General features: G+C 66.7%; 28 protein-coding genes. 14 read left to right on the forward strand and 14 right to left on the reverse strand.

What is annotated here, in order from left to right:
* Window positions 1-27 precede the first annotated feature (27 nt).
* Entirely contained in the window at window positions 28-318 is a 291-nt protein-coding gene (locus tag RE429_RS16440; RefSeq protein ID WP_370438449.1) for a hypothetical protein, read from the forward strand.
* A gap of 165 nt (window positions 319-483) precedes the next feature.
* On the opposite strand, the gene RE429_RS16445 is transcribed toward RE429_RS16440, so the two are convergent.
* Window positions 484-1,095, reverse strand: coding sequence for a biotin transporter BioY (locus RE429_RS16445; protein ID WP_414471787.1), 612 nt, complete (start codon window positions 1,093-1,095; stop codon window positions 484-486).
* Window positions 1,096-1,220: 125 nt separating this feature from the next.
* On the opposite strand from RE429_RS16445, the gene RE429_RS16450 reads away from it, so the two are divergent.
* On the forward strand, window positions 1,221-2,132 hold the full coding sequence (locus tag RE429_RS16450) for an MBL fold metallo-hydrolase (protein WP_414471788.1): 912 nt from the start codon (window positions 1,221-1,223) through the stop codon (window positions 2,130-2,132).
* A 164-nt stretch (window positions 2,133-2,296) separates the two neighbouring features.
* Here RE429_RS16450 and RE429_RS16455 read toward each other — a convergent pair whose 3' ends face one another.
* Genes RE429_RS16455 through RE429_RS16465 form a run of 3 tightly spaced genes read right to left on the reverse strand, consistent with a single transcriptional unit; the run spans window position 2,297 to window position 5,404 of the window.
* The gene (locus RE429_RS16455; protein WP_414471789.1) at window positions 2,297-3,076 is read right to left on the reverse strand and encodes a DUF1499 domain-containing protein; all 780 of its coding nucleotides are present in this window, start codon (window positions 3,074-3,076) and stop codon (window positions 2,297-2,299) included.
* Entirely contained in the window at window positions 3,076-4,167 is a 1,092-nt protein-coding gene (locus RE429_RS16460) for a M48 family metallopeptidase (RefSeq protein ID WP_414471790.1), read from the reverse strand. Before RE429_RS16460 ends, RE429_RS16455 begins: the two co-directional genes overlap by 1 nt.
* Before the next feature lie 10 nt (window positions 4,168-4,177).
* A complete protein-coding gene (locus RE429_RS16465; protein ID WP_414471791.1) occupies window positions 4,178-5,404 on the reverse strand; it encodes a DUF898 family protein in 1,227 nt (408 codons plus the stop codon).
* A gap of 161 nt (window positions 5,405-5,565) precedes the next feature.
* Between RE429_RS16465 and RE429_RS16470 the strand changes: the two genes are divergently transcribed.
* The 3 genes from RE429_RS16470 to RE429_RS16480 all read left to right on the forward strand — a co-directional run bounded on the left by RE429_RS16470 (window position 5,566) and on the right by RE429_RS16480 (window position 7,264).
* On the forward strand, window positions 5,566-6,060 hold the full coding sequence (locus RE429_RS16470; RefSeq protein WP_414471792.1) for a MarR family winged helix-turn-helix transcriptional regulator: 495 nt from the start codon (window positions 5,566-5,568) through the stop codon (window positions 6,058-6,060).
* Between the two features lie 5 nt (window positions 6,061-6,065).
* Window positions 6,066-6,911 (forward strand): patatin-like phospholipase family protein, encoded by an 846-nt coding sequence (locus RE429_RS16475; protein WP_414471793.1) that lies wholly within the window; start codon window positions 6,066-6,068, stop codon window positions 6,909-6,911.
* Window positions 6,912-7,072: 161 nt separating this feature from the next.
* On the forward strand, window positions 7,073-7,264 hold the full coding sequence (locus RE429_RS16480) for a hypothetical protein (protein WP_414471794.1): 192 nt from the start codon (window positions 7,073-7,075) through the stop codon (window positions 7,262-7,264).
* Between the two features lie 82 nt (window positions 7,265-7,346).
* Here RE429_RS16480 and RE429_RS16485 read toward each other — a convergent pair whose 3' ends face one another.
* Window positions 7,347-7,937, reverse strand: coding sequence for a L,D-transpeptidase (locus RE429_RS16485; RefSeq protein ID WP_414471795.1), 591 nt, complete (start codon window positions 7,935-7,937; stop codon window positions 7,347-7,349).
* Between the two features lie 198 nt (window positions 7,938-8,135).
* On the opposite strand from RE429_RS16485, the gene RE429_RS16490 reads away from it, so the two are divergent.
* On the forward strand, window positions 8,136-9,077 hold the full coding sequence (locus tag RE429_RS16490) for a histone deacetylase family protein (RefSeq protein WP_414471796.1): 942 nt from the start codon (window positions 8,136-8,138) through the stop codon (window positions 9,075-9,077).
* Between the two features lie 178 nt (window positions 9,078-9,255).
* On the opposite strand, the gene ribB is transcribed toward RE429_RS16490, so the two are convergent.
* The 3 genes from ribB to RE429_RS16505 form a co-directional block, all read right to left on the reverse strand.
* Window positions 9,256-10,545: a 3,4-dihydroxy-2-butanone-4-phosphate synthase gene (gene ribB / locus RE429_RS16495; protein WP_414471797.1), complete on the reverse strand. Its 1,290-nt coding sequence runs from the start codon at window positions 10,543-10,545 to the stop codon at window positions 9,256-9,258.
* A gap of 208 nt (window positions 10,546-10,753) precedes the next feature.
* Window positions 10,754-11,869 carry a chorismate synthase gene (gene aroC / locus RE429_RS16500; protein WP_414471798.1) on the reverse strand — a complete coding sequence of 372 codons (1,116 nt, stop codon included), beginning with the start codon at window positions 11,867-11,869 and terminating at the stop codon, window positions 10,754-10,756.
* A 50-nt stretch (window positions 11,870-11,919) separates the two neighbouring features.
* Window positions 11,920-12,798, reverse strand: a complete 879-nt coding sequence (locus tag RE429_RS16505) for a LysR substrate-binding domain-containing protein (RefSeq protein ID WP_414471799.1) — start codon at window positions 12,796-12,798, stop codon at window positions 11,920-11,922.
* 98 nt (window positions 12,799-12,896) lie between these two features.
* Here RE429_RS16505 and RE429_RS16510 point away from each other — a divergent pair, with 98 nt between their 5' ends.
* Window positions 12,897-13,199 (forward strand): antibiotic biosynthesis monooxygenase family protein, encoded by a 303-nt coding sequence (locus tag RE429_RS16510; RefSeq protein ID WP_414471800.1) that lies wholly within the window; start codon window positions 12,897-12,899, stop codon window positions 13,197-13,199.
* Window positions 13,200-13,539: 340 nt separating this feature from the next.
* Here the strand turns inward: RE429_RS16510 and RE429_RS16515 are convergent, their stop codons facing one another.
* From RE429_RS16515 to RE429_RS16530, 4 genes are all read right to left on the reverse strand, one after another.
* On the reverse strand, window positions 13,540-14,133 hold the full coding sequence (locus RE429_RS16515) for a histidine phosphatase family protein (protein WP_414471801.1): 594 nt from the start codon (window positions 14,131-14,133) through the stop codon (window positions 13,540-13,542).
* 11 nt (window positions 14,134-14,144) lie between these two features.
* Entirely contained in the window at window positions 14,145-14,969 is an 825-nt protein-coding gene (fabI, locus tag RE429_RS16520; RefSeq protein WP_414471802.1) for an enoyl-ACP reductase FabI, read from the reverse strand.
* A 122-nt stretch (window positions 14,970-15,091) separates the two neighbouring features.
* Window positions 15,092-16,048: a DnaJ C-terminal domain-containing protein gene (locus RE429_RS16525; RefSeq protein WP_414471803.1), complete on the reverse strand. Its 957-nt coding sequence runs from the start codon at window positions 16,046-16,048 to the stop codon at window positions 15,092-15,094.
* A gap of 213 nt (window positions 16,049-16,261) precedes the next feature.
* Entirely contained in the window at window positions 16,262-16,732 is a 471-nt protein-coding gene (locus RE429_RS16530; RefSeq protein WP_414471804.1) for an RT0821/Lpp0805 family surface protein, read from the reverse strand.
* Window positions 16,733-16,875: 143 nt separating this feature from the next.
* Here RE429_RS16530 and pdxH point away from each other — a divergent pair, with 143 nt between their 5' ends.
* Complete coding sequence (gene pdxH, locus RE429_RS16535; protein WP_414471805.1) at window positions 16,876-17,484, forward strand: pyridoxamine 5'-phosphate oxidase; 609 nt, start codon at window positions 16,876-16,878, stop codon at window positions 17,482-17,484.
* Window positions 17,485-17,570: 86 nt separating this feature from the next.
* Window positions 17,571-18,293 carry an SDR family NAD(P)-dependent oxidoreductase gene (locus RE429_RS16540; RefSeq protein WP_414474226.1) on the forward strand — a complete coding sequence of 241 codons (723 nt, stop codon included), beginning with the start codon at window positions 17,571-17,573 and terminating at the stop codon, window positions 18,291-18,293.
* Between the two features lie 155 nt (window positions 18,294-18,448).
* Here the strand turns inward: RE429_RS16540 and RE429_RS16545 are convergent, their stop codons facing one another.
* On the reverse strand, window positions 18,449-19,519 hold the full coding sequence (locus RE429_RS16545; RefSeq protein ID WP_414471806.1) for a citrate synthase/methylcitrate synthase: 1,071 nt from the start codon (window positions 19,517-19,519) through the stop codon (window positions 18,449-18,451).
* A 75-nt stretch (window positions 19,520-19,594) separates the two neighbouring features.
* On the opposite strand from RE429_RS16545, the gene RE429_RS16550 reads away from it, so the two are divergent.
* The 5 genes from RE429_RS16550 to RE429_RS16570 all read left to right on the forward strand — a co-directional run bounded on the left by RE429_RS16550 (window position 19,595) and on the right by RE429_RS16570 (window position 23,437).
* On the forward strand, window positions 19,595-20,704 hold the full coding sequence (locus RE429_RS16550) for a citrate synthase (protein WP_414471807.1): 1,110 nt from the start codon (window positions 19,595-19,597) through the stop codon (window positions 20,702-20,704).
* Complete coding sequence (locus tag RE429_RS16555; protein ID WP_414471808.1) at window positions 20,701-21,150, forward strand: NUDIX hydrolase; 450 nt, start codon at window positions 20,701-20,703, stop codon at window positions 21,148-21,150. Before RE429_RS16550 ends, RE429_RS16555 begins: the two co-directional genes overlap by 4 nt.
* Window positions 21,147-21,704, forward strand: coding sequence for a TIGR02301 family protein (locus RE429_RS16560; RefSeq protein ID WP_414471809.1), 558 nt, complete (start codon window positions 21,147-21,149; stop codon window positions 21,702-21,704). Before RE429_RS16555 ends, RE429_RS16560 begins: the two co-directional genes overlap by 4 nt.
* A gap of 213 nt (window positions 21,705-21,917) precedes the next feature.
* The gene (locus RE429_RS16565) at window positions 21,918-22,181 is read left to right on the forward strand and encodes a hypothetical protein (RefSeq protein WP_414471810.1); all 264 of its coding nucleotides are present in this window, start codon (window positions 21,918-21,920) and stop codon (window positions 22,179-22,181) included.
* A gap of 473 nt (window positions 22,182-22,654) precedes the next feature.
* Window positions 22,655-23,437, forward strand: a complete 783-nt coding sequence (locus RE429_RS16570) for a prephenate dehydrogenase/arogenate dehydrogenase family protein (RefSeq protein WP_414471811.1) — start codon at window positions 22,655-22,657, stop codon at window positions 23,435-23,437.
* Between the two features lie 96 nt (window positions 23,438-23,533).
* Here the strand turns inward: RE429_RS16570 and RE429_RS16575 are convergent, their stop codons facing one another.
* Entirely contained in the window at window positions 23,534-24,874 is a 1,341-nt protein-coding gene (locus RE429_RS16575; RefSeq protein WP_414471812.1) for a dihydroorotase, read from the reverse strand.
* Window positions 24,875-24,937 lie beyond the last annotated feature (63 nt).

The following is a 24,937-nucleotide window of genomic DNA, read 5'->3' on the forward strand; positions in this document are numbered from 1 at the left end:
GCACGCGGCGAATTGGGGGCTCCCACCATGCGACATATCCATCTCGATGAGGGCTTGCGTTTGCGTTTTCCCGGCCGCAGCGAAGATTTCGACCAGGGCGTCGAGATCGGCATGATCGCCGTTCTCATGGACCAGGAAACGCCTGAGTTCTCACGCTGGATTTCCCGCTCCACTCTCGGGCAGGTGGAAGCGATCGCCCGGCAGATGGGCTACCGCGTCGTCGAAGAAGGCGGCGACGAGGAATGGGTCGATCTCACCTTCCGTCACGGCAGCATCAAGGCGCGGCCGAATCTCCGGCTCGTGCATTCGGCAGGCTAGAGCTTCAGACGTGAAAAGTGGATTCCACTTTTGGGATCGGATCCGATGCTCACTTCTAAGATGAGCGCATCGGACGTGGGATCCAACTCGCGCCGGGATTGAGGCCCCTCGACAACGAAAGAAGCCGCCCGAAGGCGGCTTCCTGTTCACGGTGCCGACGCTCCCTTACCGGGCGCCGTCGTCGCGGCGGGTCACCGACCAGGCTGCCTGCATCAGGGCCACGGCCAAGGCGGTCTTCACCACCGTCGCGGCGACGAAGGGCGCGGCGCCGACGGTCCAGGCCTTCGCAAAGGGCATGACCAGCGAGAGCTGGGCGAGACCGAACACGAAAACCAGCGCATGGCCGAGGCTCATCATGACGATGACGCGCAGGAGCGAGCGGTCCCATCCGCGCTCCGCCATGAAGCCCATGGCGACGGCGGCGGCCAGGAAGCCGAAGAGAAAACCGCCCGTGGGACCCATCATGTAGCCGATGCCGGCCGTCGGACCTGCGAAGACGGGCAGGCCCATCGCGCCCTGCGCGAGATAGAGGCCGACGGTCGCGCCGCCGAGGCGCCAGCCATAGGACGTGCCGATGATCAGCACGACCAGCGTCTGCAGGGTCATGGGAACGTAAGGCAGGGGCACCTGGACCTTGGCGGAAAGGGTCAGAAGCGCTGTGCCGACAGCCATCAGAACGATGGCGCGGAGCGCGGAGAAGCGGGTATCGTCCCGGGACGGCCAGATCAGGCCGACGAGGGTCGACGGAGTGGTTGGCGAGGTTGCGCCAGTCGACATGAAACATATCTCCCAATCGATCCGCCATTCGCAGGCGGCCTGCGAACCCTTATAGGAGGGGCAGGCCCGCCTCAAGCGGAGGCGCAGCCGGGATGTTCAACCGCCCAGATTTCCCAGGATCCTTCATGGCAGACGATCTCTCCTTCGATGTCCGTCCCCCGGCCCGGTCGGGCGAATCGATGCGGGTGAGCCCTCTGGTCCGCCGAATCGTCGCGGGAAATCCGGGGCCGATCACCTTCACGGGGACCTGCAGCTACATCGTCGGCTCGGGCAAGGTGGCGATCATCGACCCGGGCCCGGACAGCCCCGGGCATATCGAGGCCCTGCTCGACGCCGCCAGGGGCGAGACCGTGACCCATATTCTCGTCACGCACACCCACCGGGATCACTCGCCCGCCGCCCGCGCCATTCAGGCCGCGACGGGCGCGCTCGTCGTCGGCTGCAGCCCGCACCGGAGCGCCCGTCCGTTGTTCACCGGCGAGGTGAACTCCCTGGAGGCAAGCTCCGACAGGGAATACGCCCCGGACCGGGAACTTGCGGAAGGCGACGCGGTGCAGGGCCCCGGCTGGACCCTGGAGGCCGTGGCGACGCCCGGCCATATGGCCAATCACCTCGCCTTCGCCCTGCCCGAGGAGAAGGCATTGTTCTCCGGCGACCACGTCATGGCCTGGTCCACCACCGTCGTCGCGCCGCCGGACGGCTCCATGAGCGCCTTCATGGCCTCCCTCGACAAACTCAAGGGGCGGGACGAGACGGTCTACTGGCCGGGCCATGGCGGCCCCGTCCAGGACCCTCAGCGCTTCGTGCGTGCCCTCATTCACCATCGGCGGCTGCGGGAGACATCGATCCTGTCCAGGCTCAGGGCGGGCGACCGGACGATCCCCGAGATCGTGGCGGCCATCTATCAGGGCCTCAACCCGGCCCTCGTGAATGCCGCCTGTCTGTCGGTCTTCGCGCATCTGGAGGACCTCGTCGTCAGGGATCTCGCGGTGACCGACGGCGTCCCGAGCCTCCACGGGGAATACCGGCCGACTTAGAGCATCGTTCCTCCCGTCGTCACGCCCGGCCTTGAGCCGGGCATCCACACCTTTAACCCGCTGCGGTGCGTGAAGACGTGGATGGCCGTGACTGCCCCCCGGATCACGTCCGGGGACGGCCATGACGAGACGCCCACTGTTCCGCACGATGCTTTAAGGCAGGCCTATTTCACCGCGAGGGCCAGATTGGACGCCTCTTCGAGGAAGGCGCGGATCCGCTTGGCGTTGGTGCCGAGATCGTGATGGCCGATGCGGGAGGCGGAACGGATGTCGATCCGCGTGCCGTCGACCCGGGGCCGGACGCGCACCGTGATGTCTTCGGGCATCTTCAGGATGCGGGTGCGGTCGATCGCCTCCAGCCGGCCCGCGCCGGTCCGGCCGCCGGGCGGTACCGCCTCGACGATCTTCCATCCCAGATTTTCGGCGGCCTTGCGAACCAGCGAAAAGGCATCCTCGGGCGGGATATCGAGCGAGAGCGGGGCGATCTGCACATAGGCTTCGCGCTGCAGTTCACGCTCCTCCGGCGGAACGTCCGGCGGGATGCGGCCATCGCGGGCCGTCAGGGCCGCATGGGAGCGCGAGAAGGCCGGCGGGTCGTCCGTATCGGTGCTGACGTCGTTGATCGCCGGCAGCGTCGCCGCCTTGAGACCCATATAGGCCGGATAGCCGAGAACGAGCGCGGCCAGGATAAGCCCTTTGATGGCGCTGCCGAGGCCCCTTCGCCCCTCCTGCCAGATGCGCACGAAGGCGACGAGGGAGAGCCCCGCCGCGAGAAGCGCGATGGCGAGCCCGAGCCCCAGAGCGATGAAGCCCGACTGGTAATCGATGCGGCCGAAGCGGATCAGCAGCGTGGAGAGAGCCGTCACGACGAGCGCGAACCAGGCCACCATGGGCGACCATCGGGCCGGCCGGGAGTAGGGTTCTTCGATAATGAGACGGCGCATCAAGGGGTCTTACAAATCTCTTTGAGCGCGCGCCACTCCTGTTGCGTCAGAAGAGGCTCGCCGGGCTGGGAAGGCACCTGTTTTTCCAAAGCTTTCAAGCGCTGGCCGGTAACGGGGTGGGTCAACAGAAAAGCGGGAATGCGCCTTTCGTTCCCCTCGCCCTCCTCCTTGTCCCCATCTTGATCGGCTTCGATGCGTTTGAGCAACAGCGCCATGGGATGAGCGGGCCGCCCCAGCGACACCATGGTCGCCCCGGCGAAATCGTCCGCCGCCGCTTCCGCCTCGCGGGAATAGGCGCTGTCGATCAGATAGCGGCTCGCGAACACGATGGCTCCGCCTCCCGTCACGTCGCCGAACAGAAGGCCGAACAGATAGGAGGTTCCTCCCGATTGGATCATCTTGCGCAGACCGTCCCGGGCCGCGACATGCCCGATCTCGTGCCCAAGCACGCCGGCGATCTCGTCGGTGGATTCGGCCTTGTCGAGAAGCGCCCGGAACACGTAGATCCGCCCTCCGGGAAGAGCGATGGCGTTGGGAATCTTGGAATCGAGCACCGCAACGTCGAGGGCGGCCTCAACCCCCTTGGCCCTGCTCAGGCGATCCGTGAGCCTGCGCAGGGCCAAGGAGCCCTCGGGAGCCTCGCAGACTTTGTCGCCGAGCAGGGTGTGCAGCTGATTGTCGACGGCCTTGCCGATGCGCCGTTCGGCCTCGACGGGAATGAGGGGCGTGAGCGTCTGCGCCAGAAGCGGCATCAGGAACAGGACGGACAGGATGATCGAGACCGCGGTTGCGGCGGACCAGAAGACGATCCGTCCCCTGGGCTCGCGGTCATGGTGATCGTCGATTCGATGGCAATGCTGCCGGATGATTGCCTGGACGGCGGGATCCGCGACGTCCAGGCGCGTCAGGTCCGGGCCGCTCTCGCGCGTCAGACGCAGGATGCCCTCGGGCGCATCCTTGCGCCGGATGTCGTCGACCGGCCAGGAGGCGACCCACTCGCCCCCTTCGTGAATGTCGAGGCTGGAGGCGGTGATCGTGAGAACGACCGCCCTGCGTCGGGCGCTCGTGCCATCGTAGAAGACCGCATCCATCACGGTTACCTTAAAGTCCGACGCTGAAGTCGAGTGCGTCGGCAAGCCCTTCGCCCATGCCGCCCGCAGGTTGGCCGGAAGCAACGGCGCTGTCCAGCGAGCGCAGGTTCGACACCGACGTGGTGTTGACGATCGCTGCCCACAGGCCGCGAACGAGGAAGTAGCGCTGAATGATGCCGAAGCCGAGCAGGAAGACGAGATAGGCGACCGCACAGAGAAAGCCGACGACGACCGCGCCGCTCGTCCACTCGCCGGCCTGCATGTCGAGCAGGGCCTCCTGGAAGAACATTCCGAGGGCGAAAGCCCCGAGCGTGAAGACGATGCCGAAGGCGATCGCGTAGCCCAGAGATGAGAAGAGCACCTTGAAGAACAGGCCGTAGAACGTGCCCGTCCCCAGCCTGCTCGCCACCGCCGCGCCGCCGATGCGCAGGCCGTCGATATGCCAGCGGGTGAAGATCGCCATCATGATCGGCCAGAGCAGCGCAAGGAGCGGAAACGCGAAGAGCGGACCGATCCCGGCAAAGGTCATTTCGTGCTCCGGAAAGGTCTCGGCCAAATGAAAGCTGACGGCGATGGTGCCGCCGAGCGCGATCCACGAGACGGCCCAGAGCCACCAGCCGCGCTTGAACAGCGTCCAGCCCGTACCGGTGAAGTCGCCCTGGACGCTGCCGAAATAGGTGTGGCGCATGCGGTAGCGCTCGAGATAGGCCATCGCCCACGGCAGGGCGAGGCCGAGCGTGAGCAGGTTGGCGGCGTCCCACAGGATGGCCCGGAAGGCGTAGGCCCAGCCCGATCCCTTCATCCAGAATCGGACCCCGCGAAAGACGGTCCGGGTCGCCCGGTAGCGGCGGGCGCGATAGCTGCCGAAATGGGCCAGCACGTACAGGATGAGAAACAGAGGAAAGCTCGCGAACGCCGCCTGCTCTTCGAGGGCGAAGGACAGCACGAAGATCGCGATATAGAGCGGGCCCAGGATGGCGAGAGCGATCAGGAAGCCGATCAGCAGCTCCTTGCCGGTGCCGGTATATTCGAAGGATTCGCCGTCGATCTGCGTGTTGGCCCAGAGGTGGCGGCGCAGCTTCGTGGTCAGCCAGAATCGATAGAAGCCGAAGGTGGGGATCTGGAAAAGGCTTCCCGCCACCAGCATCTTCAAAAACTCGCCTCCCCGTCCCGAGAAGGACATGGGGGTGGCTTGGGATGGGGCGTGCGGGGCCTGGGAAGAGAGCGAGGCTGTCATGGTCATAATCCTCAAGGGAAGATGGGACGAGCCTTAGCACATTCATGAAATCATATAACATATAAAAATGGATCGCGCCGGCCTTCTCGCCGCGAAGTCCCGAGGCGGGGATGGCGGCGCGAATCGTTTCGCCCTAAACTATCCCGTCGTATCAGGAGCCTATGTCCGTGACGTCCCTCTCACCCGTTCCCGCGGATCTCGGAGCCGATCCGCTCCGGATCTGGTTTCGCGTCATCCGCCTGCATCGCCGTGCGCTCAATACGGTCGCCAGCGAGTTGAAGGCGCTCGGCCTGTCGATCCCGCAATTCGACCTTCTCTCCACCCTGACGGAGCGGGAGGGGCTGAGCCAGCAGGAACTGGCGGAGCGGCTTTATGTGACGAAGGGAAATGTCTCGGGCCTTCTCGACCGGATGGTGGAGGCCGACCTCGTCGAGCGCCGCTCCATCCCCGGCGACCGGCGCTCGAATGCGCTGTATCTGACGAAGAAGGGGCGCGATCTGGCCGAGAAGGGCATCGCCGTGCAGCGCTCCTACGTCCAGCGCACCCTGGGCTCCCTTCCGGAACAGGATCTCGTCGATCTCGAGCGCATCGTGCTCGCCTGGCGCGAACGCGCCCGCGCCGAGGAGGACGCGACGCTCGAGAGATTGCAGCGTTAGGAACCATGTTCGACGCAGTGGCATTCGCAGGCGGCGGCAACCGCTGCTACTGGCAGGGCGGCTTCTGGGAAGCGGCGGCCCCTCTTCTCGGCCTGGACCCCACCATGATCGTGGGTGTCAGCGCGGGGGCCTGGTCCGCCTGCTACAGCCTCCTGGGCCTGGGCCGCATGGTCAACGAGATGGTGGCCGAAGGCTGCAGCCAGGGCCGCCGCAACTTCGAATGGCGTGCCTGGCGCAGCGAGGGCTCGCCCTGGCCGGTCTCCCTCATGTATCGCAGTCTCATCGAAGCCGTCATCGACGAGGCGGCGCTCGCCCGCCTGAAGAGAGGCCCCGAGATCCTGATCGGCCTGGCGCGCAAGCCCCGCCGCCTGCCGCTGGCCATCGCCGTCCCGCTCGGAATCGCGGCCTACCAGATCGAGAAGAAGTGGCGCTCTCCCGTCCATCCGCGCGGAGGGCGAGCGCTGGGCTTCGTTCCCGAATTCGTGCGGGTGCAGGATCTCGCCTCTCCCGCCGAGCTCTCGGCCGCCCTGATGGCGAGCGCCAGCGTGCCGCCCTTCATGCCGGTGGGGCGCATCGGCGGCACGGCGGCCCTCGACGGCGGCCTGGTCGACAATGTGCCGGCGGAGCCCCTGATTCCGGTCGAGGAGCGGGGCGGCAGGACGCTCGTCATCCTGTCCCGCCTCTACCGCGCCTTCCCGCAGGTGAAGGGACGCCTCTACGTCCAGCCCTCGCAGCCCGTCCCGATCGGACAATTCGACATCACCAATCCCGACGGCATCCGCAGGGCCTATGAAATGGGCCTGAAGGACGGCGAGGATTTCGCCCGTCGCCTCGGCCGTCGGAACCCGTAACGGCTACGCCGCGAGAGCATCATGCCGTTCATCCGGGATTAAGCCTGTTGAGACTATCCCTTGGACAACCAATACATGATTGCGGGTCTGCCTCAATGAGGACGCGTCTGCCCCATTCATGACGGCAGGCGTGAACGCCAGCTATGTCCAGGAGGAAATTCATGACCGTGCGTGCCCCGAACCGAGACCAACGACCGAATTCCCAGGCCCCCGCCCAGGCTATTCCGGCCTTCAAGCCCGTCGCCCTCCCGGCGCTCGCGGCCGCCATGCGCTCGGTCAAACGTCAGCCGGCCAAGCCCAAGACCGTCGAGCTTCCGGCGATCCTCCGCAAGGAAGCAATCCTGGACGATTGAGGCGCTATTGCCCTGCAACGAAAAAGCGCCCCTCGAGGGCGCTTTTCTTTTGGGCGCGAGGCCCGAGCATGACGATCTTGGTTTAGCGCACGATGACGGTCGTGTTCAGCGCCACGCGGTTGTAGAGGTCGATCACGTCGATGTTGCGCATCCGGATGCAGCCGGAGGACACCGCCTGCCCGATCTTCTCCGGCTCGTTGGTGCCGTGGATACGGTAGAGCGTGTCGCGGTTACCTTCGAAGAGGTAGAGGGCGCGGGCGCCGAGCGGGTTGGCGGGGCCGCCGGTCATGGCATGCACATGGGGCCAGCGCGCCTTCATCTCGGCGGGCGGGTTCCAGTTCGGCCATTCCGCCTTGCGGGCGATCCGCGACGTGCCGGTCCAGCCATAGGCCTCGTCGCCGACGGCGACGCCGTAGCGGATGGCCTTCCTGCCATCCTGCACGAGGTAGAGGAGGCGCTCCTTCGTGTCGATCACGATGGTGCCGGGCGCCTCGCCGGTCGGGTCGTCGACGATGTAGCGGGCATTGCGCGGCTCTTCCTGGGCCGGCGGAATCTGCGCCATCCATTCCGCGTCGCGCGCGGAGACCTGGGGGTCGGGGACGCCCTTGTAATTGCAGCCCGCCAGGGCGGCTGCCATGGTTGCCACAAGGAAGACGAGGCTCGAGAGGCGCATCGAAGGAAAGCTCTGTTGGCCGTCGCGAAGACGGCATGGGTTGACGTAACGCTCACTTCTGGATCGGCAGATCCGAGGTCGAGGCGAATCACCGCCACAATGCCACGGTTGGCGCAGGAGAGGTGTTGCATCGCAACAACATGGACAATCGGTTGCGCGGCTGCGACACTGTTTTTCCACCCTTAATCAAGTGCTTGCATGTCAACGCTCTACATCAGCCATCCGTCCAGCCTGAACCATCAGACGCCCCTCGGTCATCCCGAGAGGCCGGACCGCATCCGCGCCATCGAGCGCGCTCTGGAAAAGGAGCGTTTCACCGCGCTGATCCGCGAACAAGCCCCCATGGCCGAGATGGAAAGCCTCACCCTGGCCCATCCTGAAGACTATGCCGTACGGCTGCGGGATATCAGCCCCCGGGAAGGGCTAGTCCGAATTGATGAGGACACCGTGATGTCGCCCGGCACCTACGAGGCCGCCCTGCGCGCCGCCGGGGGCGCGGTTTTGGCCGTGGACGAGGTCATGTCCGGCCGGGCCACGAACGCCTTTGTCGCCATGCGCCCGCCCGGGCACCATGCCGAACGCACCAGGGCCATGGGCTTCTGCTTCTTCAACAACGCCGCGATCGCCGCGCGCCATGCCCAGAGAAAATACGGCGCCGAGCGCGTCGCGATCTTCGACTGGGACGTTCATCACGGCAACGGCACGCAGGACATCTTCTGGAGCGACGCCAGCGTGCTCTACGCCTCGACCCACGAGGCGCCACTCTATCCCGGAACGGGTGCCTTATCGGAAACAGGCGAGCACGGCACGATCGTCAACGCGCCGCTCAATGCGGGGGACGGCACGGAAGCGTTCCGCGAAGCCGTGGAGACCGCCATTCTTCCGCGCATCGACGCCTTCGCGCCGGATCTCATCATCGTTTCCGCCGGCTTCGACGCCCATTGGCGCGATCCGCTGGCCAGCCTCAATCTCACGGAGACGGATTTCGCCTGGGCCACGCAGAAACTGATGGGTCTCGCCGACCGGCATTGCGGGCAGCGGATCGTGTCGGTTCTCGAAGGAGGCTACGATCTCGAAGGTCTCGCCAAATCGACCGCCTTCCACCTCGATGCCCTCATGGGGCGCGAGATGCACACCTGAGGCCCGGCGCCGCAGGCCGGTCATCGACAACCTTCGGCGCGCATGTCTCGAGACGTGGATGGCCGCAACAAGTGCGGCCATGACGGCGAGAGCCGCCGCCCCCTCTCATCCCGGCACCCTCTTGGTCATCCCCGCGCGGGCGCCCCGGTCTGTCGGGTGAAGAGAATGCACCGCCCCGTCAGCACTCGATCGGCTCTTCGCAGATCAGTTCGATACCGAAGCCGGAGAGGCCGACATAGGAGCGGCTCGAGGTGGCGAGGTTGCGGATCGACGTGACGCCGAGATCCTTCAGGATCTGCGCGCCGAGCCCGATCTCGCGCCATTGGCTGGAGCGCACGGCTTCCGATGCGGTCTCCTCGCTTTCGGAGAAATGGGTCGCCGGCACCCCGGCCGTGCCGTCGCGCAGGTAGACGAGGACGCCCCTGCCCTCCTTCACGAATCGCTGCAGGGCGGCAGACACCGTCCGGCCGCCTTCGAACACGTCGGTCAGCGCATTGGCCCGGTGCAGGCGCACGGGAATATTGGCGCCGTCGCCGATGCGGCCATGGACGACGGCCATGTGCTGCACGCTGTCGAAGGGAGTCGAATAGGCATAGCCCGTGAACGAGCCCCAGGGCGTCTCCACCGGGAAGGTGGCGATGCGCTCGACGAGCTTCTCGCGCGACTGGCGATAGGCGATGAGATCGGCGACCGAGATGCGCTTGAGATCGTGCTGCTCGGCGAAGGCGTCGATCTGCTGGCCCTTCATCACCGTGCCGTCGTCGTTGGCGAGCTCGCAGATCACGCCCACCGGCGGCAGGTTCGCGAGCTTGCAGAGATCGACGGCGGCCTCCGTGTGGCCGGAGCGCATGAGCACGCCGCCATCCTTGGCGATGAGCGGGAACACGTGGCCGGGGCGCACGAAATCGGCGGCCCCCATGTTGTTGTTGGCGAGCGCCCGCACGGTGTTGGAGCGCTGCTCGGCGGAGATGCCCGTGGTCAGCCCGTGCTTCACGTCGACCGTGACGGTGAACGCCGTGCCGAGAGGCGCGTCGTTGGAGGCCACCATCGGGTCGAGCCGCAGGCGGCGCGCCTCCGCGACGGTCAGCGGCGCGCAGACGATGCCGCAGGTGTTTCGGATGATGAAGGCCATCTTCTCGGGCGTGCAGAGGGAGGCCGCGACGATGAGATCGCCCTCGTTCTCGCGGTCGTCATCGTCCGTGACGATCACGATTTCACCGCGGGCGAAAGCCTCGATGGCTTCGGCGACGGAGTTGGACATGAGGGCCTCCTGGGCGGATAGGGGCAGAAAATCGTTGGGCGTGACGGCTCCGCGGGTTTCGCGGGCGATCATTTCCGCGGTGTCCCGCGAAAGCCAGGCATGGTCGGAATTGCACATCTGGGTAATGGCGCCGGGAGTGACGCCGATCCGCCGCGCGAATTCCACGCGCGACACGCCGTTGCGGGACAACCATTCAGCAAGCTTCATGGCCCAGGCTTAGCGGAAGCTGCGATTTTAGTAAAACTAAAATTTGATGAAATCTTCTCTCGGCCAGCAGGACTAAAACTAAAAGACCCTGATCCTGCGGCTCATCCAGACAACCCGCGATCGTCCTCCCGTCATGGCCGGGCACGACGAGGGCGTATTGCGAGGGCGTATCGACGGAGCACCGGCAAAGAAGGCTCTTACGAAGCCCCTACCCGCCAAACGGCCAGGCAGGCCCCTCTCCGACCTGCCCGCGATGGCGCAGGAGGTGATCGGCGAGGACGCAGGCCATCATCGCCTCGCCCACCGGCACCGCCCGGATGCCCACGCAGGGATCGTGCCGGCCCTTCGTCATCACTTCGGCCTCCGCGCCCGTGCGGGTCACGCTGGAGCGCGGGGTGAGGATCGACGAGGTCGGCTTCACGGCGAAGCGGCAGACGACCGGCTGGCCGGTGGAGATGCCGCCCAGGACGCCGCCCGCGTGGTTCGACAGGAAGGTCGGCGCACCCTGGTTTCCCGGCCGCATCTCGTCGGCATTCTCCTCGCCGCGAAGGGTCGCGGCGGCAAAACCGTCTCCGATTTCCACGCCCTTGACCGCGTTGATCGACATCATCGCGGCCGCGAGGTCGGAATCGAGCTTGCCGTAGATCGGCGCGCCGAGGCCCGCCGGCACGCCCTCGGCCACGATCTCGATCACGGCGCCGATGGACGATCCCGCCTTGCGCAGGCCGTCGAGATAATCCTCATAGAATTCCGCCGCCTTGGCGTCCGGGCAGAAGAAGGGATTGCGCGCGATCTCCTCCCAGTCCCAGTTGCCACGGTCGATGGCGTGAGGCCCCATCTGCACGAGGGCGCCGCGAATGGTGACGCCGGAGAGAACCCTGCGCGCCACCGCTCCCGCCGCCACGCGGGCCGCCGTCTCGCGCGCGGAGGAGCGCCCGCCGCCGCGATAGTCGCGGATGCCGTATTTCACGTCGTAGGTGAAATCCGCATGGCCCGGGCGATAGGAGTTCTTGATCTCCGAATAATCCTTCGAGCGCTGGTCCACGTTCTCGATCATCAGGGCGATGGGGGTGCCGGTGGTGACCTGCCGGCCCGTGCGCTCGTCCGTGAACACGCCGGAGATAATCTTGACCTGGTCCGGCTCCTGGCGCTGGGTGGTGAAGCGCGACTGGCCCGGACGGCGCCGGTCGAGCTCGGCCTGGATCTCGGAGGCCTCCAGCGGGATCATGGGCGGGCAGCCGTCGATGACGCAGCCGAGGGCGGGCCCGTGGCTCTCGCCGAAGGTGGTGACGCGGAAAAGGTGACCGAACGTGTTGTAGGACATGGCGCACTTCGACAATGTTCAGGGCGTCTTAGAGCCAAAGCGCGCGGGTGTCACGCCTCCGCCGCGCCGGAATGCGCCAGGAGAAGCTCGGCGAACCGCTCGATTGCGGGACGCTGCAGGGTCTTGCGCCGGACGAAAAGCGTCCTGGCGCTGTTGAAATCGGGATCCGCGATGGGGTGAATGCCGAGGCGGGATCGCTCGGAATAGGTCCGGACGACGCTCAAGGGCATCATCGCAACCCCCATACCGGCAGCCGCGCAGCCCAGCATGGCGTGATACGACGTGAGTTCGATCATGCGCCCGATGGGGGTTCCGGCGCGGGCGAACCAGCCTTCCAGACGTGCGCGATAGGGGCATCCCGGATGGAAAACCAGAGCCGTCCGGGGATCCACGTCGCGCGGTGCGGCAATCGGCGGATGCGCAGCTCCGCCGACGAGCACCAGTTCCTCCTCGAAGATGGCGAGCGTGTTCAAACGGTCGTCATGGACGGGCTCCGCGACAAGGGCGGCATCCAGCTCGCCCGAGAGAACGAGAGCAATTTGCTCCCTCGGCGATCCCGTCCGAAGCTCGATGGACACCTCGGGATAGCGCTCATGATACTCGCATAGGGGCCGGGGGAGACGCGCCGCGGCCGTGCTCTCCATGGTCCCAAGGCGCAGGACCCCGAAAGGCCGGGTTTCGTGAACGGCGGATCGCGCCTGCTCTGCAAGGACAAGGATCTGCTCCGCGTAATCCAGCAGAATTCTGCCCGCCGGCGACAGCCGCACCCGTTTTCCCTCCCGCAGGAAGAGCCGGACACCGAGACTGGCCTCGAGCTTGCGAATGCGGACGGTGACATTGGACTGGACGCGGTTCAGCTGCTTTGCCGCGCTCGTGATTCCTCCGTGACGGACAACCGCTTGGAAGATGAACAGATCGGAGATTTCCATATTCCGTCATGAGAACGATATAATCTGTATTATTCATTTTACGGGATTACACATCTGAGGCAACTCTACATCCAGAGCCTTAGAGCAGGATTTGCACCATGATCGTCGTCGTATTCCGAAACCGTCTCAGAGAGGGCATCGAGGAAGCCTACAGGGCCGAGGCGACAGCCGTCGCTTCCATGGCCAAGGAAATCCCCGGCTATGTCGCTCATAAATCCTTCGTGGCCGATGACGGGGAGCGGGTGACGATCGCCGAATACGAGTCGGAGGACGCCCTCGGCGCCTGGGCCCGCCATCCACGCCACGTGGCGGCGAAAAGACGTGGGCGAAACGAACTCTATGGAGAATACAAGGTGCAGATATGCACTCTGATGCGCGAAGGCCGCTTTGCGCGCGAATAGGCGCGTCGAACTCGCCTCATTCTTCCGTTCTCCTGAACAGGCCAGACCCCGCCCCATCAGCCCGGGAGGGGCCTGTCGTTCGATTTCCGGCATCCGGACGCGCCGGTCGATCGTGATGCGGCCCTGCGCGTCGCGGTCGACGTCGTCGATCAGGAGAGTTCGGTCGCATCCGCGGCGTGGAGAATGTCGCGGAGGCCGAGCAGGGTCAGGGGTCAATGGGCGAGTCGCGTCGGCTGCCGCAGGCTCCACCCTCATCGCCGCGTCCGCTGTGGCCATCCACGTCTTCGGAACGGTTGCGTCATCAAGACGTGGAGGCCGGGCGAAGGTGAGGACGCAAGCCTCACACCCAGCGGTGATTGCGCCCCTCGAAAACGAGCACCCTGCCCTGCCAGATGTCCATGCTCGCCGCCTGGCGCGAGGAGATTCCGCAGCATATCGACAGGAAGGCGCGGGCCACGCCGCCATGGGCCACGATGACGGTGTCGCGCGTCAGGTCGTCGAGGACGGGGCGGATGCGGTCGACGAGCATGGCGTAGCTCTCGCCTCCCCCCGGTGGGGCATAGTTCCACTTGTCCTGCTCGCGCAGGGCCGCGAGCTGCGGCTCCGCCTTGCGGACCTCTTTCCAGGTCATGCCTTCCCAGGCCCCGAACGTGATCTCGACCAGGCGCTCGTCCAGGCGATAGCCCTGGGGCTGGAGACCGATGGCGCCGCGCAGGATCTCCATGGTCTCGCGGGTGCGCCGCATCGGGCTCGCGACATAGGCGAGATCCTCGTAATGCGGACGGATCGACTGGAGACGGCGGCCCGCCTCCTCGGCCTGGACGCGGCCCAGGTCGTTGAGCGGAATGTCCTTCTGACCCTGGAGGCGGCCTTCCAGATTCCAGTCCGTCTCGCCGTGGCGGATGAAGTAGATCGTCGGGCGAGGCGAATTCATGATCGGCCGGGTTACTCTTTGTCGAGGGAAAGGTCGGGGGCTTCCGGATTCTTCATGCCGACGACATGATAGCCGGCATCCACGTGCATGATCTCGCCGGTCATGCCGCGCGCCATGTCGGAGACGAGGTAGGCGGCCGTCTCGCCGACCTCCTCGGTGGTGACCGTGCGGCGCAGGGGCGAGTTGTATTCGTTCCACTTCAGAATATAGCGGAAATCGCCGATGCCCGAGGCCGCGAGCGTCTTGATGGGGCCCGCCGAGATGGCATTGACGCGGATGTTCTTGGGGCCGAGATCGGCCGCGAGATAGCGCACCGAAGCCTCGAGCGCCGCCTTGGCCACGCCCATGACGTTGTAGTGGGGCATCCACTTCTCGGCGCCGTAATAGGTGAGCGTCACGAGCGACCCGCCGTCGGTCATCAGCTTCTCGGCGCGCTGGGCGATGGCCGTGAAGGAATAGCAGGAAATCAGGAGCGACTTGGAGAAGTTGCCCTCGCTGGTGTCCACATAGCGGCCGGTGAGCTCGTCCTTGTCGGAGAAGGCGATGCAGTGGATGACGAAATCGAGCTTGCCCCAGAGGCGCTTCACTTCCTCGAACACGGCGTCGATGGTGGCGTCGTCCGTCACGTCGCAATGCCCGACCACATGGGCGTCGAGTTCCTTGGCCAGGGGCTCCACTCGCTTCTTCAGGGCATCGCCCTGATAGGTGAAAGCAAGTTCCGCGCCCTGCTGGCGGGCGGCCTGTGCAATGCCCCAGGCGATCGAACGGTTGTTCGCCACGCCCATCACCAAGCCACGCTTACCGGCCAGAATGCCGGTGGCCTTTGTCTCCGCCATGAGATTCACCTAGATCGTCGCTGGACACGTGAAAGAACGGCTTCTTTAGCCGACCCTGCAGGCCTGGGGAAGCCCTCTTGGTCGATAGGAACGCAATCCAGGTGCCTAACCGTAAGCTTTCGTTACTCCGCCTTCGCGGAACGCCGCTTGCGGGCGTAGTCCATCAGCTCCTCGGACACGGCCTGAGGAAGCTTGATCTCCACGGTGACGAGAAGGTCGCCATGTCCGCCGCCCTTCGTGGGCAGCCCCTTGCCGCGAAGCCGGAAGGTGCGTCCGGAATCGGTCATGGGCGGGATGTTCATGCTCACCGCGCCGGTCAGGGTCGGGATCCGCACGGGACCGCCGAGGATGGCCTCCTCGATCTGGATCGGCAGGCGCTGGCGCAGGTTCGCCCCTTCCATGGTGAACCGGTCATGAGGCGCGATCTCGATGGTGAGCAGCGCATCGCCCGGATTCACGCCCGGAGCCCCCTGCCCCAGGCCGCGCAGGCGGATCACCTGCCCGTCGCTCACGCCCTTGGGAATGACCACGTCCACGTCGCGGCCCGTGGGCAGCCGGATGCGCTTCTTGGCTTCCGCGGCAACCTCCTCCAGGGTCACCGTGAGCGTGGCGGACACGTCCTCGCCCTTCTGGGGGCGGGCGCGTCCCTGCTGGCGCATGCTCTCGGCCCCGGCCGAGCGGAAGGCCTCGCCGAAAAGCTGGGAAAAGATGTCCTCTCCCGCATCGCCCCCCGAAAAGCCGCGCGCATTGCGCCGGCCGCCGAAGGGACCGCCGCCACCGCCGAAGCCGTAGCCCTCGAAGCCTTGCCCGCCCGCGCCCCGGCCGCCGCCGAATCCTTCGAAACCCTGGAAGCGCGGCTTGCCCTCCGCATCGATCTCGCCCCGGTCGAACTGAGCGCGCTTCTCCGGGTCGCCAAGGATCTCATAGGCCGAATTGGCCTCGGCGAACTTGTCCTTGGCCTTGGGGTCGTTCTTGTTGCTGTCCGGGTGATAAGACTTGGCGAGCTTGCGGAACGCCTTCTTGATCTCCGCTTCGCTGGCGGAGCGGGACACGCCTAGAACGTCGTAGGGATTTCGCATCGTGGACAATCCATGAACCGTCTGATTGAGGCAGAACCGCCCCACGGAACTCAAGGTTCATATGGGAAAAGTGTTGCTGCTTTGCAACGAGCAGTTCGGCGGAGCTTGGCGCATCGAGCGCCCCTGCCGGGGCGCTGGAGTATCGAATCGATCCTCCTGTAGCACAGCGCATCGTGCTTATGAAAAACCGGGGCCGCTTCGTCGCAGGATGCGCTAGGCCTTGGCGACTTTCTTCTCGGGCCTGGCCGGGCCGTTTCCGGGCTTCGTCTCGCCCGCAAGCGGCCGGATCTCCTTGACCGTCCAGTCGGCGCCCGAAAGTCGGCAGGCCGTGCCGTGCAGGGAGGCATTCGCCGGACCGCTCAGATGCGCGTCGAAGGCGCGGCAGATCTCGTCGTTCTTCACGAAGGGAGCGCCGGCGGGCGTGAAGCTCCCCCTCATGGAGGTGTCCGGGTTGTCCCAGGAGACCTGGGTGCCGGGCCCCTGGGGATCGAGGGCGACGGCCAGAGCGGCCTTCGCCCGGCGCCAATCCTCGTCGTTCAGCGCCGGCGAGAGCGGCGACGGCGCGGCGTGCGGCTCGGCCGGAGCGAGGGCTCCCGTGGTCTTGGGCTCCTCGACATCCATTCCCGCCATGCCGAGAGAGAAACTGCACGCCGACGTCGACAGGGCGATGATCCCTGCGGCCAAGAGTTTCCCGGCTTCGCGGAGTTTACCGGCTTCGCGGAGTTTCCCGGCTTCGCGCAGGATCCCATCTGATCTATAACGGCGCGTCTTGATCCACGGCACGCGTCGGGTCCCCGTATCGAAAAGTCACACACCGAGATAAACCATTGAACCAGTTAACAACCGGTGACTTCACCGAATCCGAAGAGCCCTTCACCCTGTTCCGGTCCTGGCTGAGCGAGGCGGAGGCCTCCGAGCCGAACGACCCCAACGCCATGGCGCTCGCCACCGTCGACGAGACGGGGCTGCCCAATGTCCGCATGGTTCTGCTCAAGGGCTTCGACGAGAACGGCTTCGTGTTCTACACCAACACGGAATCCAACAAGGGCCGCGAGCTGCTGGGACAGAAGAAGGCCGCGCTCGTGCTGCACTGGAAGAGCCTGCGCCGCCAGGTCCGCGCGCGCGGACCCGTGACAATGGTGAGCGACGCGGAGGCCGACGCCTATTTTCAGAGCCGCCCCCGCGACAGCCGCATCGGCGCCTGGGCGAGCCAGCAGTCCCGCCCGCTGGAAAGCCGTTTCGCGCTCGAGAAGGCGGTGGCCGTCAACGCCGCGAAATATGCCATCGGCGAGGTGCCGCGCCCGCCCCACTGGACGGGTTTCCGCATTGCGCCCGTCTCCATCGAATTCTGGCAGGACAAGCCTTTCCGCCTCCATGACCGCGTGGTCTTCAGCCGCGAGGGAGACGGATGGCGGAAGGTCCGCCTTTATCCGTGAGACTTGCGCCTCCGGATCGGATAAGGATGGGCCTTCGCTCATAGAGATTTGCCATGTCCTCTTCATCCAACACCTCCCGCCGCATCATGCTGCTCACCGGCGCCAGCCGCGGGATCGGGCATGCCACGGTCAAGCGGTTCTCGGCGGCCGGCTGGCGGGTGATCACGTGCTCCCGCCACGGCTTTCCGGAAAACTGCCCATGGGAGATGGGTCCGGAAGACCACCTCCAGGTCGATCTCGCGAATGCCGAGGACACCTTACGCGCCATCGCCGAGGTGAAGGAACGGCTCGCGGCCGAGGGCGGCTGCCTGCACGCGCTCGTCAACAATGCGGGCATCTCGCCCAAGGGCCCCGGCGGCTCGCGGCTGAACGCGATCAATACAGTCTATGAGGATTGGCTGCGGGTCTTCCAGGTGAACTTCTTCGCCTCGATCATGCTCGCCCGCGGCCTGCAGGACGAGCTGACCCGCGCAAAAGGCTCCGTGGTGAACGTCACCTCCATCGCGGGCTCGCGCGTCCACCCCTTCGCGGGCGCCGCCTATTCCACCTCGAAGGCGGCGCTCGCCGCGCTCACCCGCGAGATGGCCGCCGATTTCGGTCCCCTGGGGGTCCGCGTGAACGCCATCTCGCCCGGCGAGATCGACACCTCGATCCTGTCGCCCGGCACGGAGAAGATCGTCGAGCAGATCCCCATGCGCCGCCTCGGCACCCCGGACGAGGTGGCCAAGGCCATCTACTTCCTCTGCACCGACGCGAGTTCCTACGTGAACGGCGCTGAGCTGCACATCAACGGCGGACAGCACGTTTAAGGAAGGTCGCGCCGAGCGTCATCCCGCGAAGGCGGGGATCCATAGCCACGACGCGTCGTGGAGAAGCGCAACCGCCCCCACAGCCTCGTTCTGGACCGTCGCGGAGAGGGATCCCGGGCCCCGCTGCGCGGCCCCGGGACAGGTGCGCGTCTCCTTCAGGCCGCCTTCGCCGGCCACGGCCCCACATAGCGCGATTGCGGGCGGATGATGCGGCCGGCATGCTCCTGCTCGACCGCGTGAGCCACCCAGCCCGCCGTGCGCCCGGCGGCGAAGAGCGGCGTGAAGCCTTCGCGCGGCACGCCGAGCGAATCCAGAAGGATCGCCGTGTAGAACTCCACGTTGGTGTCGAGACGGCGGCCGGGCTTGCGACGCTGAAGCACCCTCAAGGCCGCCTGTTCGACGGCCTCGGCGAAGGCGATGCGGTTGTCGTCGCCCCTCAGCCGCGCGGCGGCAGCCTTGAGCACGTCCGCGCGCGGGTCGCGCACCCGATAGACCCGGTGGCCGAAGCCCATGAGGCGCTCGCCCCGCGCCATGGCGTCGTCGAGCCAGGCTTCCGCATTCTCGACCGTGCCGATCTCATCGAGCATGTCGAGCACCGGACCGGGAGCGCCGCCATGAAGCGGTCCCTTCAGCGCGCACAGCCCGGCGACGACGGCGGAGAGCAGGCCGGCATCGGTGGAGGCCACCACACGGGCCGCGAAGGTCGACGCGTTGAGGCCGTGATCGATCACCGTGACGAGATAGGCATCGAGGCCCCGCGACCTGCCCGCGTCGACCGGCGCGCCCCTGATCATGCGCAGCAGATCCGCCGCGTGACCGGCGGACGCGTCCGGCGCGACGGGCGAAAGCCCCTTCGCGCCCCGGATCGCCATGGCGGCGGCGACCGCCGACCCGCCGACGGCGAGCAGGGCGGGCTCTTTGTCCGCGTCCGGCAGGGCCGAGAGCAGAAGGCGCATGCCCTCGACCGGCGTGAGACCGGACAGGTGCCGCGCCAGGGGCGAGAGATACCGGAAGGCTCTCTCCCGCGCCCCGCCGAAGCCGGCGCGCAGATCGGAGGGGACTCCGGGAACCAGGCCGTCCCACAGCCTTGCGGCGACCTCCTCGAAGGGGACGTGGCCGGCCAATTCCTCCAGGTCGCGCCCCCTGATGATCAGGCGGCCTGCTTCGCCATCCACGTCGCTCAGTACCGTTTCGGCGGCAACGACGTCATCGAGTCCGATGCTCATGCGATTTCTCCTTGTTCCCGAGGACCATCGCGCCGCACTTGCGCAACCGTCAATCTTGAATCAACATGTCAACATATGGGTATCGAACTGACCTCCGCCGAAGCAGCCTCCTCCCGGCTCGGGATCAGCCGGCCGAGCCTCTACGCCTATGTGAGCCGGGGCCTCATCCGGTCCTTCACCTCGCCTCACGACCCCCGCCAGCGGCTCTACGCCCTAGACGACGTCGAGGCCCTCGTCGCCCGCAAGACCCGGTTTCGCCGCCCGACCGTCGCGGCGGCGACCGCCCTCGACTGGGGCCTCCCGGTGCTGGAGACGAGCATCACCCAGATCAAGGACGGACGGCTCTTCTATCGCGGGCACGACGCCCTCGGCTGGGCGCGGGCCGCAACCCTGGAGGACACGGCGCTCCTGCTGATCGGGGGCCTTCCCGGCGAGGCCTTCCGCCTCCTCTCCCGGTTGCCTCGCGCCCTTCCCGCTCCCGCGGACGGCGTGCATGCTTTCATCTCGAATGCGATGCGCCTTCTCTCCGAGCCCGTCCCCAAGGAGATGCGGATCGTGGAGGTGGCGGCGATCCTGCGCCTGATGGCGGCTGCGGCCAGCGGGGCCGATCCGGGACTGGAGCCCTTGCATCGACATCTGGCCCGTGCCTGGAAGGCGCCTCAGGCGGCGGAGGCGATCCGCCGGGCCCTCGTCCTCTGCGCCGATCACGAACTCAGCTCCTCCGCCTTCGCGGTGCGGGTCACGGCCTCGACCGGCGCATCCCTGCGCAACGCCGTGATCGCCGGGCTCGCGGCCCTGGGCGGCCCCTATCACGGCGGCATGACCGAGCGGGTGAGGGCCTTCCTGGAAGCGCCCGACAAGGTCCCCGTTCCGAATTTCCGGCACAGGCTCTATCCCGAGGGCGACCCCCGCACGGCGGCCATTCTCGAGAATGTGCCGCTGCTCGCCTGCGATGGAACGATCTTCCGGGCCATCGCGGATACGGCGGGCGGAACGCCCAGCGTCGATGCCGCCCTGGTCATGCTGGAGCGCGCCTATGGACTTCCGCGCGGGGCGGCCTTTAGCCTCTTCGCCGTCGGGAGGAGCGCCGGATGGCTGGCTCATGCCATCGAGCAGCGCAGCCAGGCCCGGCTGATCCGGCCCCGCGCCCGCTACAGCGTGGACGGGGAGCCGCCATCGTCATGACGGATGACCGCCTTTACCCCACCCGCCCCATCCTGGCCGCCTCGGTGGCGGTGATCCGCGATGGGCGCATCCTGCTCGCCGCCCGCGGGAAGCCGCCGGGCGAGGGGCTCTATTCCCTGCCGGGCGGCATGGTGGAGGCGGGAGAGACCCTCGCCGAGGCGGCCCTCCGGGAGCTGCACGAGGAGGTCGGCGTCGAAGCGGAGGTCATGGGACTCCTCACGCCCGTGGAATTCATTGAAAGGGACGGGCGAGGCCATATAAAGCATCATGTCGTCATCGCCCCCCATGCCGCGCGCTGGGTCTCCGGCGAACCCCAGACAGGACCGGAAGCAAAGGACATCCGTTGGATTACGGAACGGGATATTGCGGATCTGCCCATGACGGCGGGACTCGGCGGGATTCTGGAGCAGGCCTTCACGATCGCCCGCGGGGACACGCGCCCATGAAGCGCGTCGTCGCCCTGCTCATCGCTCTCGCCATGCTTCCCGCCTCCGCGCAGCCGGGAGCGGCACAGGGCTTCTTCGAGCGCCTGTTCGGCCCCCCTCGGGACCCGAACGCGCCGCGGCAGGGCTACCAGGCGCCGCCGCCGCAATACCGCCCGCGCCCGCAGCCGCAACAGCGGCGGCCGCAGCAGACGGCGCCCCAGCCGCAGCCCAACCAGCAGCAGGCCGCGCCCGCTCCCGCAGCCGAACCGCCACCCGCTCCCTATGAGAAGGAGCTGCTGCGGCTCGCCGAGATCATGGGCGCGCTCGCCATGCTGCGCCCGCTCTGCACCGCGCCCGATGGCGACGAATGGGGCCGGCGCATGCAGATCCTGCTCGAGACGGAAGGCACCACGCAGGGCCGCCGCGAACGCCTGGCCGGGGCCTACAACAAAGGCTACCAGGCCTATGCCCTCACCTACCACGTCTGCACCCCTTCGGCCCAGGAGGCCTCGACCCGGTTCATCCGGGAGGGCGAGCAGCTCGCCCGCAACATCACCGGACGCTACGGCGGCTGATCGGCCGTCGTGCCTGAGCCCCCTCCGAGGGCTCCCCTCCAATCGGAGAGTGCGGCGATAAGCCCGTTCCCCGCCAAGGGTATTATCCACATTTTTCGAGTAGGGTCCTCTCGCATTAACCTCTTCGCAAGGAGATGCTGGCTGTGGGACGGCGCGATGTCCTAAGGTCGAATCAACCGACCCCCCGCGCCGCCCCTCAAGGGGCATGGATTCATGAACGATAACGACGTCCCTCTCACCGAACTGCCTGAACTCAGCGCCATCAAGCAGGCGGCCCTGAGCTATGTGACCGAAGCCTTCGCCGAGGCCGAGTTCGACGGGCTCGACGCCGACTGCATGGCCCAGGCGGCCCTGTTCGCGGCCTTCAGCGAACTCGTCGCGACCTACGGCGAGGACGCCGTCGCGGAATATGCTTCGACGCTCGCGGACAAGATCCGCAGCGGCGCGTTCTCGATGATGGGATCGCTCAAGCATTAAGAACTCCGGACGCCGCGAGGGGCGCGCTTTCCCCTTGCGTGAGACTGGAAGGCGCAAGGTCAGCGCTCGGCTTGGCCATCCCCGAGAGCGCCCCGGCCACGGCGCATTACGACGGCCCGCGTCCGGTTGGCGGCTTCCGTTATGCCCACCTCTCGTCATGGCCGCGCGTGTCGCGGCCATCCACGTCTTGCGAAGCGCTGCGCCGCAAACGCGCGAGTCCCCGGCCGGAGCGAAGCGCCGCCGCTCCGGCGCCGATGCGAGGAAGGGTCGATGACGGGCTTGACCTGGCGCCGAAACTCGCCATGATGCGCGCATGACCTCGACCCGCCACATCGCTTTTTCGTATTATCCGCCGTCCTCATAGGAGCGGCACGGGTCGATTGTTACTGTCGAGATGATGCCGCCGCGTGGCGGCGTTTTCATTTCCAGATGGCGTCCTCGCGGCGGTCCCGAACACCACCGAGGACCATAGGATGAGCCGCCCTACTCCCTTCCCGCCCGACAGGCCCCGCCTCGCCCTCATCGGCGCCGGCGCCTTCGGAGAATTCTGCATCCCGCATCTGCGGCGCTTCTTCGAGATCCGCGTCTTCGATCCGAGGCCCGATCTCGATCTCGTCTGCGAGCGGCATGGCGTCGCCGCCGCAGACCTCGCGAGCGCCGCCGGGCAGGACATCGTGCTTCTGGCCGTGCCGTTCCGTCATCTGCGGCCCGTCGCACGCGCCGTCGCGCCGCACGTGAAGCCCGGAGCCCTCGTGATCGATGTCTGCTCCGTGAAGGTGAGGCCGCTCGCGATTCTGCAGGAGGAGCTTCCCGCCGATGCCGAGATCGTCGGAACGCATCCCCTGTTCGGCCCGCAGAGCGGCCGCGACGGGATCGCGGGACTGCGCATCGCGGTCTGCCCGGCGAGAGGCCGCAGAGGCGCTCTCGTCGAACGTTTCCTGCGCAGGCGCCTGGGGCTCTCCGCCGCGCGCATGACGGCCGAGGAGCACGACCGGCAGATGGCCTATGTGCAGGGCCTCACGCACCTGATCTCACGGATCGTGCTCGCCATGGACGTGCCGCCCCTGGAGCACAGGACGACGACCTACGCGCATCTCGAATCCATGATCGGCATGGTGCGTCACGATTCCGACGGACTGTTCCGCACGATCCTCGCCGACAATCCGTTCGCCGGCGCCGTGATGCAGTCCTTCACGAACGCCACGCGGGACGTGCTGCAGCCTTTCGGCTATCCCGCCAACGGCAGCGCTCTCTGAGGCCGGCGGCGCGACCTGGAGCATCGCATTGATCAGACGCTAGTACAGCGCATCGCTTGCCGCGAAGAACCGGCTCCCACTTCTTCGCACGCTGCTCTAGCGCGCCGCGCCCACCGTCTCCTCGAACTGCACCGTTTCGCCCTGCGACGGCGTGTCGAGGCCGCCGTCCCACATCACCACGTGGCCGCGCACGACGGTGCCGATGGGCCAGCCGGTGACCCGCCTGCCGTCGTAGGGGGTCCACTGGGACTTCGAGGCGATCCAGTCGTTGGTGATGGTCTCGGTGCGCTTCAGGTCGACCACGGTGAAATCCGCGTCGTAGCCCACCGCGATGCGGCCTTTGCGGGCGATGCCGAAGAGGCGCTTGGGCCCCGCGCTCGTCATGTCGACGAAGCGCTCAAGGGTGAGCCTGCTCGCGTTCACGTGATCGAGCATGATCGGCACGAGCGTCTGCACGCCGGTCATGCCGGAAGGTGTGTTGGGATAGGCCTTGTCCTTCTCCTCGCGCGTATGCGGCGCGTGATCGGAGCCGAGAATATCCGCGATGCCCTCGTCGAGCCCCTGCCAGATCGCGGCGCGATGATGCTCGTCGCGCACGGGCGGGTTCATCTGGATATAGGTGCCGAGGCGCTCGTAATCCTCGGGCCCCGCCAGGGTCAGATGGTGCGGCGTGACCTCGACGGAGACGAGATCCTTGTAATCCTTCAACAGCGCCATCTCCTCCGCCGTGGTGACGTGGAGCACGTGGATGCGCGCGCCGGTCTCCCGCGAGATACGCACGAGGCGCTGCGTGCAGGCGAGCGCCACTTCCGCCGAGCGCCAGACCGGGTGGGAGCGCGGATCGTTCTCGACGCGCAGGCCTTTGCGGGCGCGCAGCATCGCCTCGTCCTCGGAATGGAAGGCGGCGCGGCGCCGGGTGTTGCGCAGGATGTTCGCGATGCCCTCGTCGTCCTCCACCAGCAGCGAACCCGTCGAGGAACCCATGAAGACCTTGATGCCGGCGGCGCCCGGCAGGCGCTCCAGCTCCGCGACGTCCTTCGCGTTCTCGTGGGTGCCGCCGACCCAGAAGGCGAAATCGCAATGCATGCGGTGTCGGCCGCGCCGGATCTTGTCGGCGAGCGCCTCCGGCGTGGTGGTCTGCGGATCGGTATTCGGCATCTCGAAAACCGCCGTGACGCCGCCCATGACGGCCGCGCGCGAGCCCGATTCGAGATCCTCCTTGTGATCGAGGCCGGGCTCGCGGAAATGCACCTGCGTGTCGATGACGCCGGGCAGGATGTGCAGGCCGCGGCAATCGATCTCCCGGCCCGCGGAGGCCTGCGAGAGATCGCCGATGGCCGCGATTCTCCCCGCCCGGACGCCGACGTCGCGCTCGACGCGCCCGTCCTGATTGACGACGATGCCGCCTTTGAGGATCAGGTCGAAGGTTTGGGGCATGGCAATCTCATCCCTTGAGGCTGGAGCAAAGGGGGCATATGTCACGCCTGTCGTGAAGAGCAA

It is taken from the genome of Microvirga sp. M2, from assembly GCF_047497095.1.
Classification (GTDB): Bacteria; Pseudomonadota; Alphaproteobacteria; order Rhizobiales; family Beijerinckiaceae; genus Microvirga.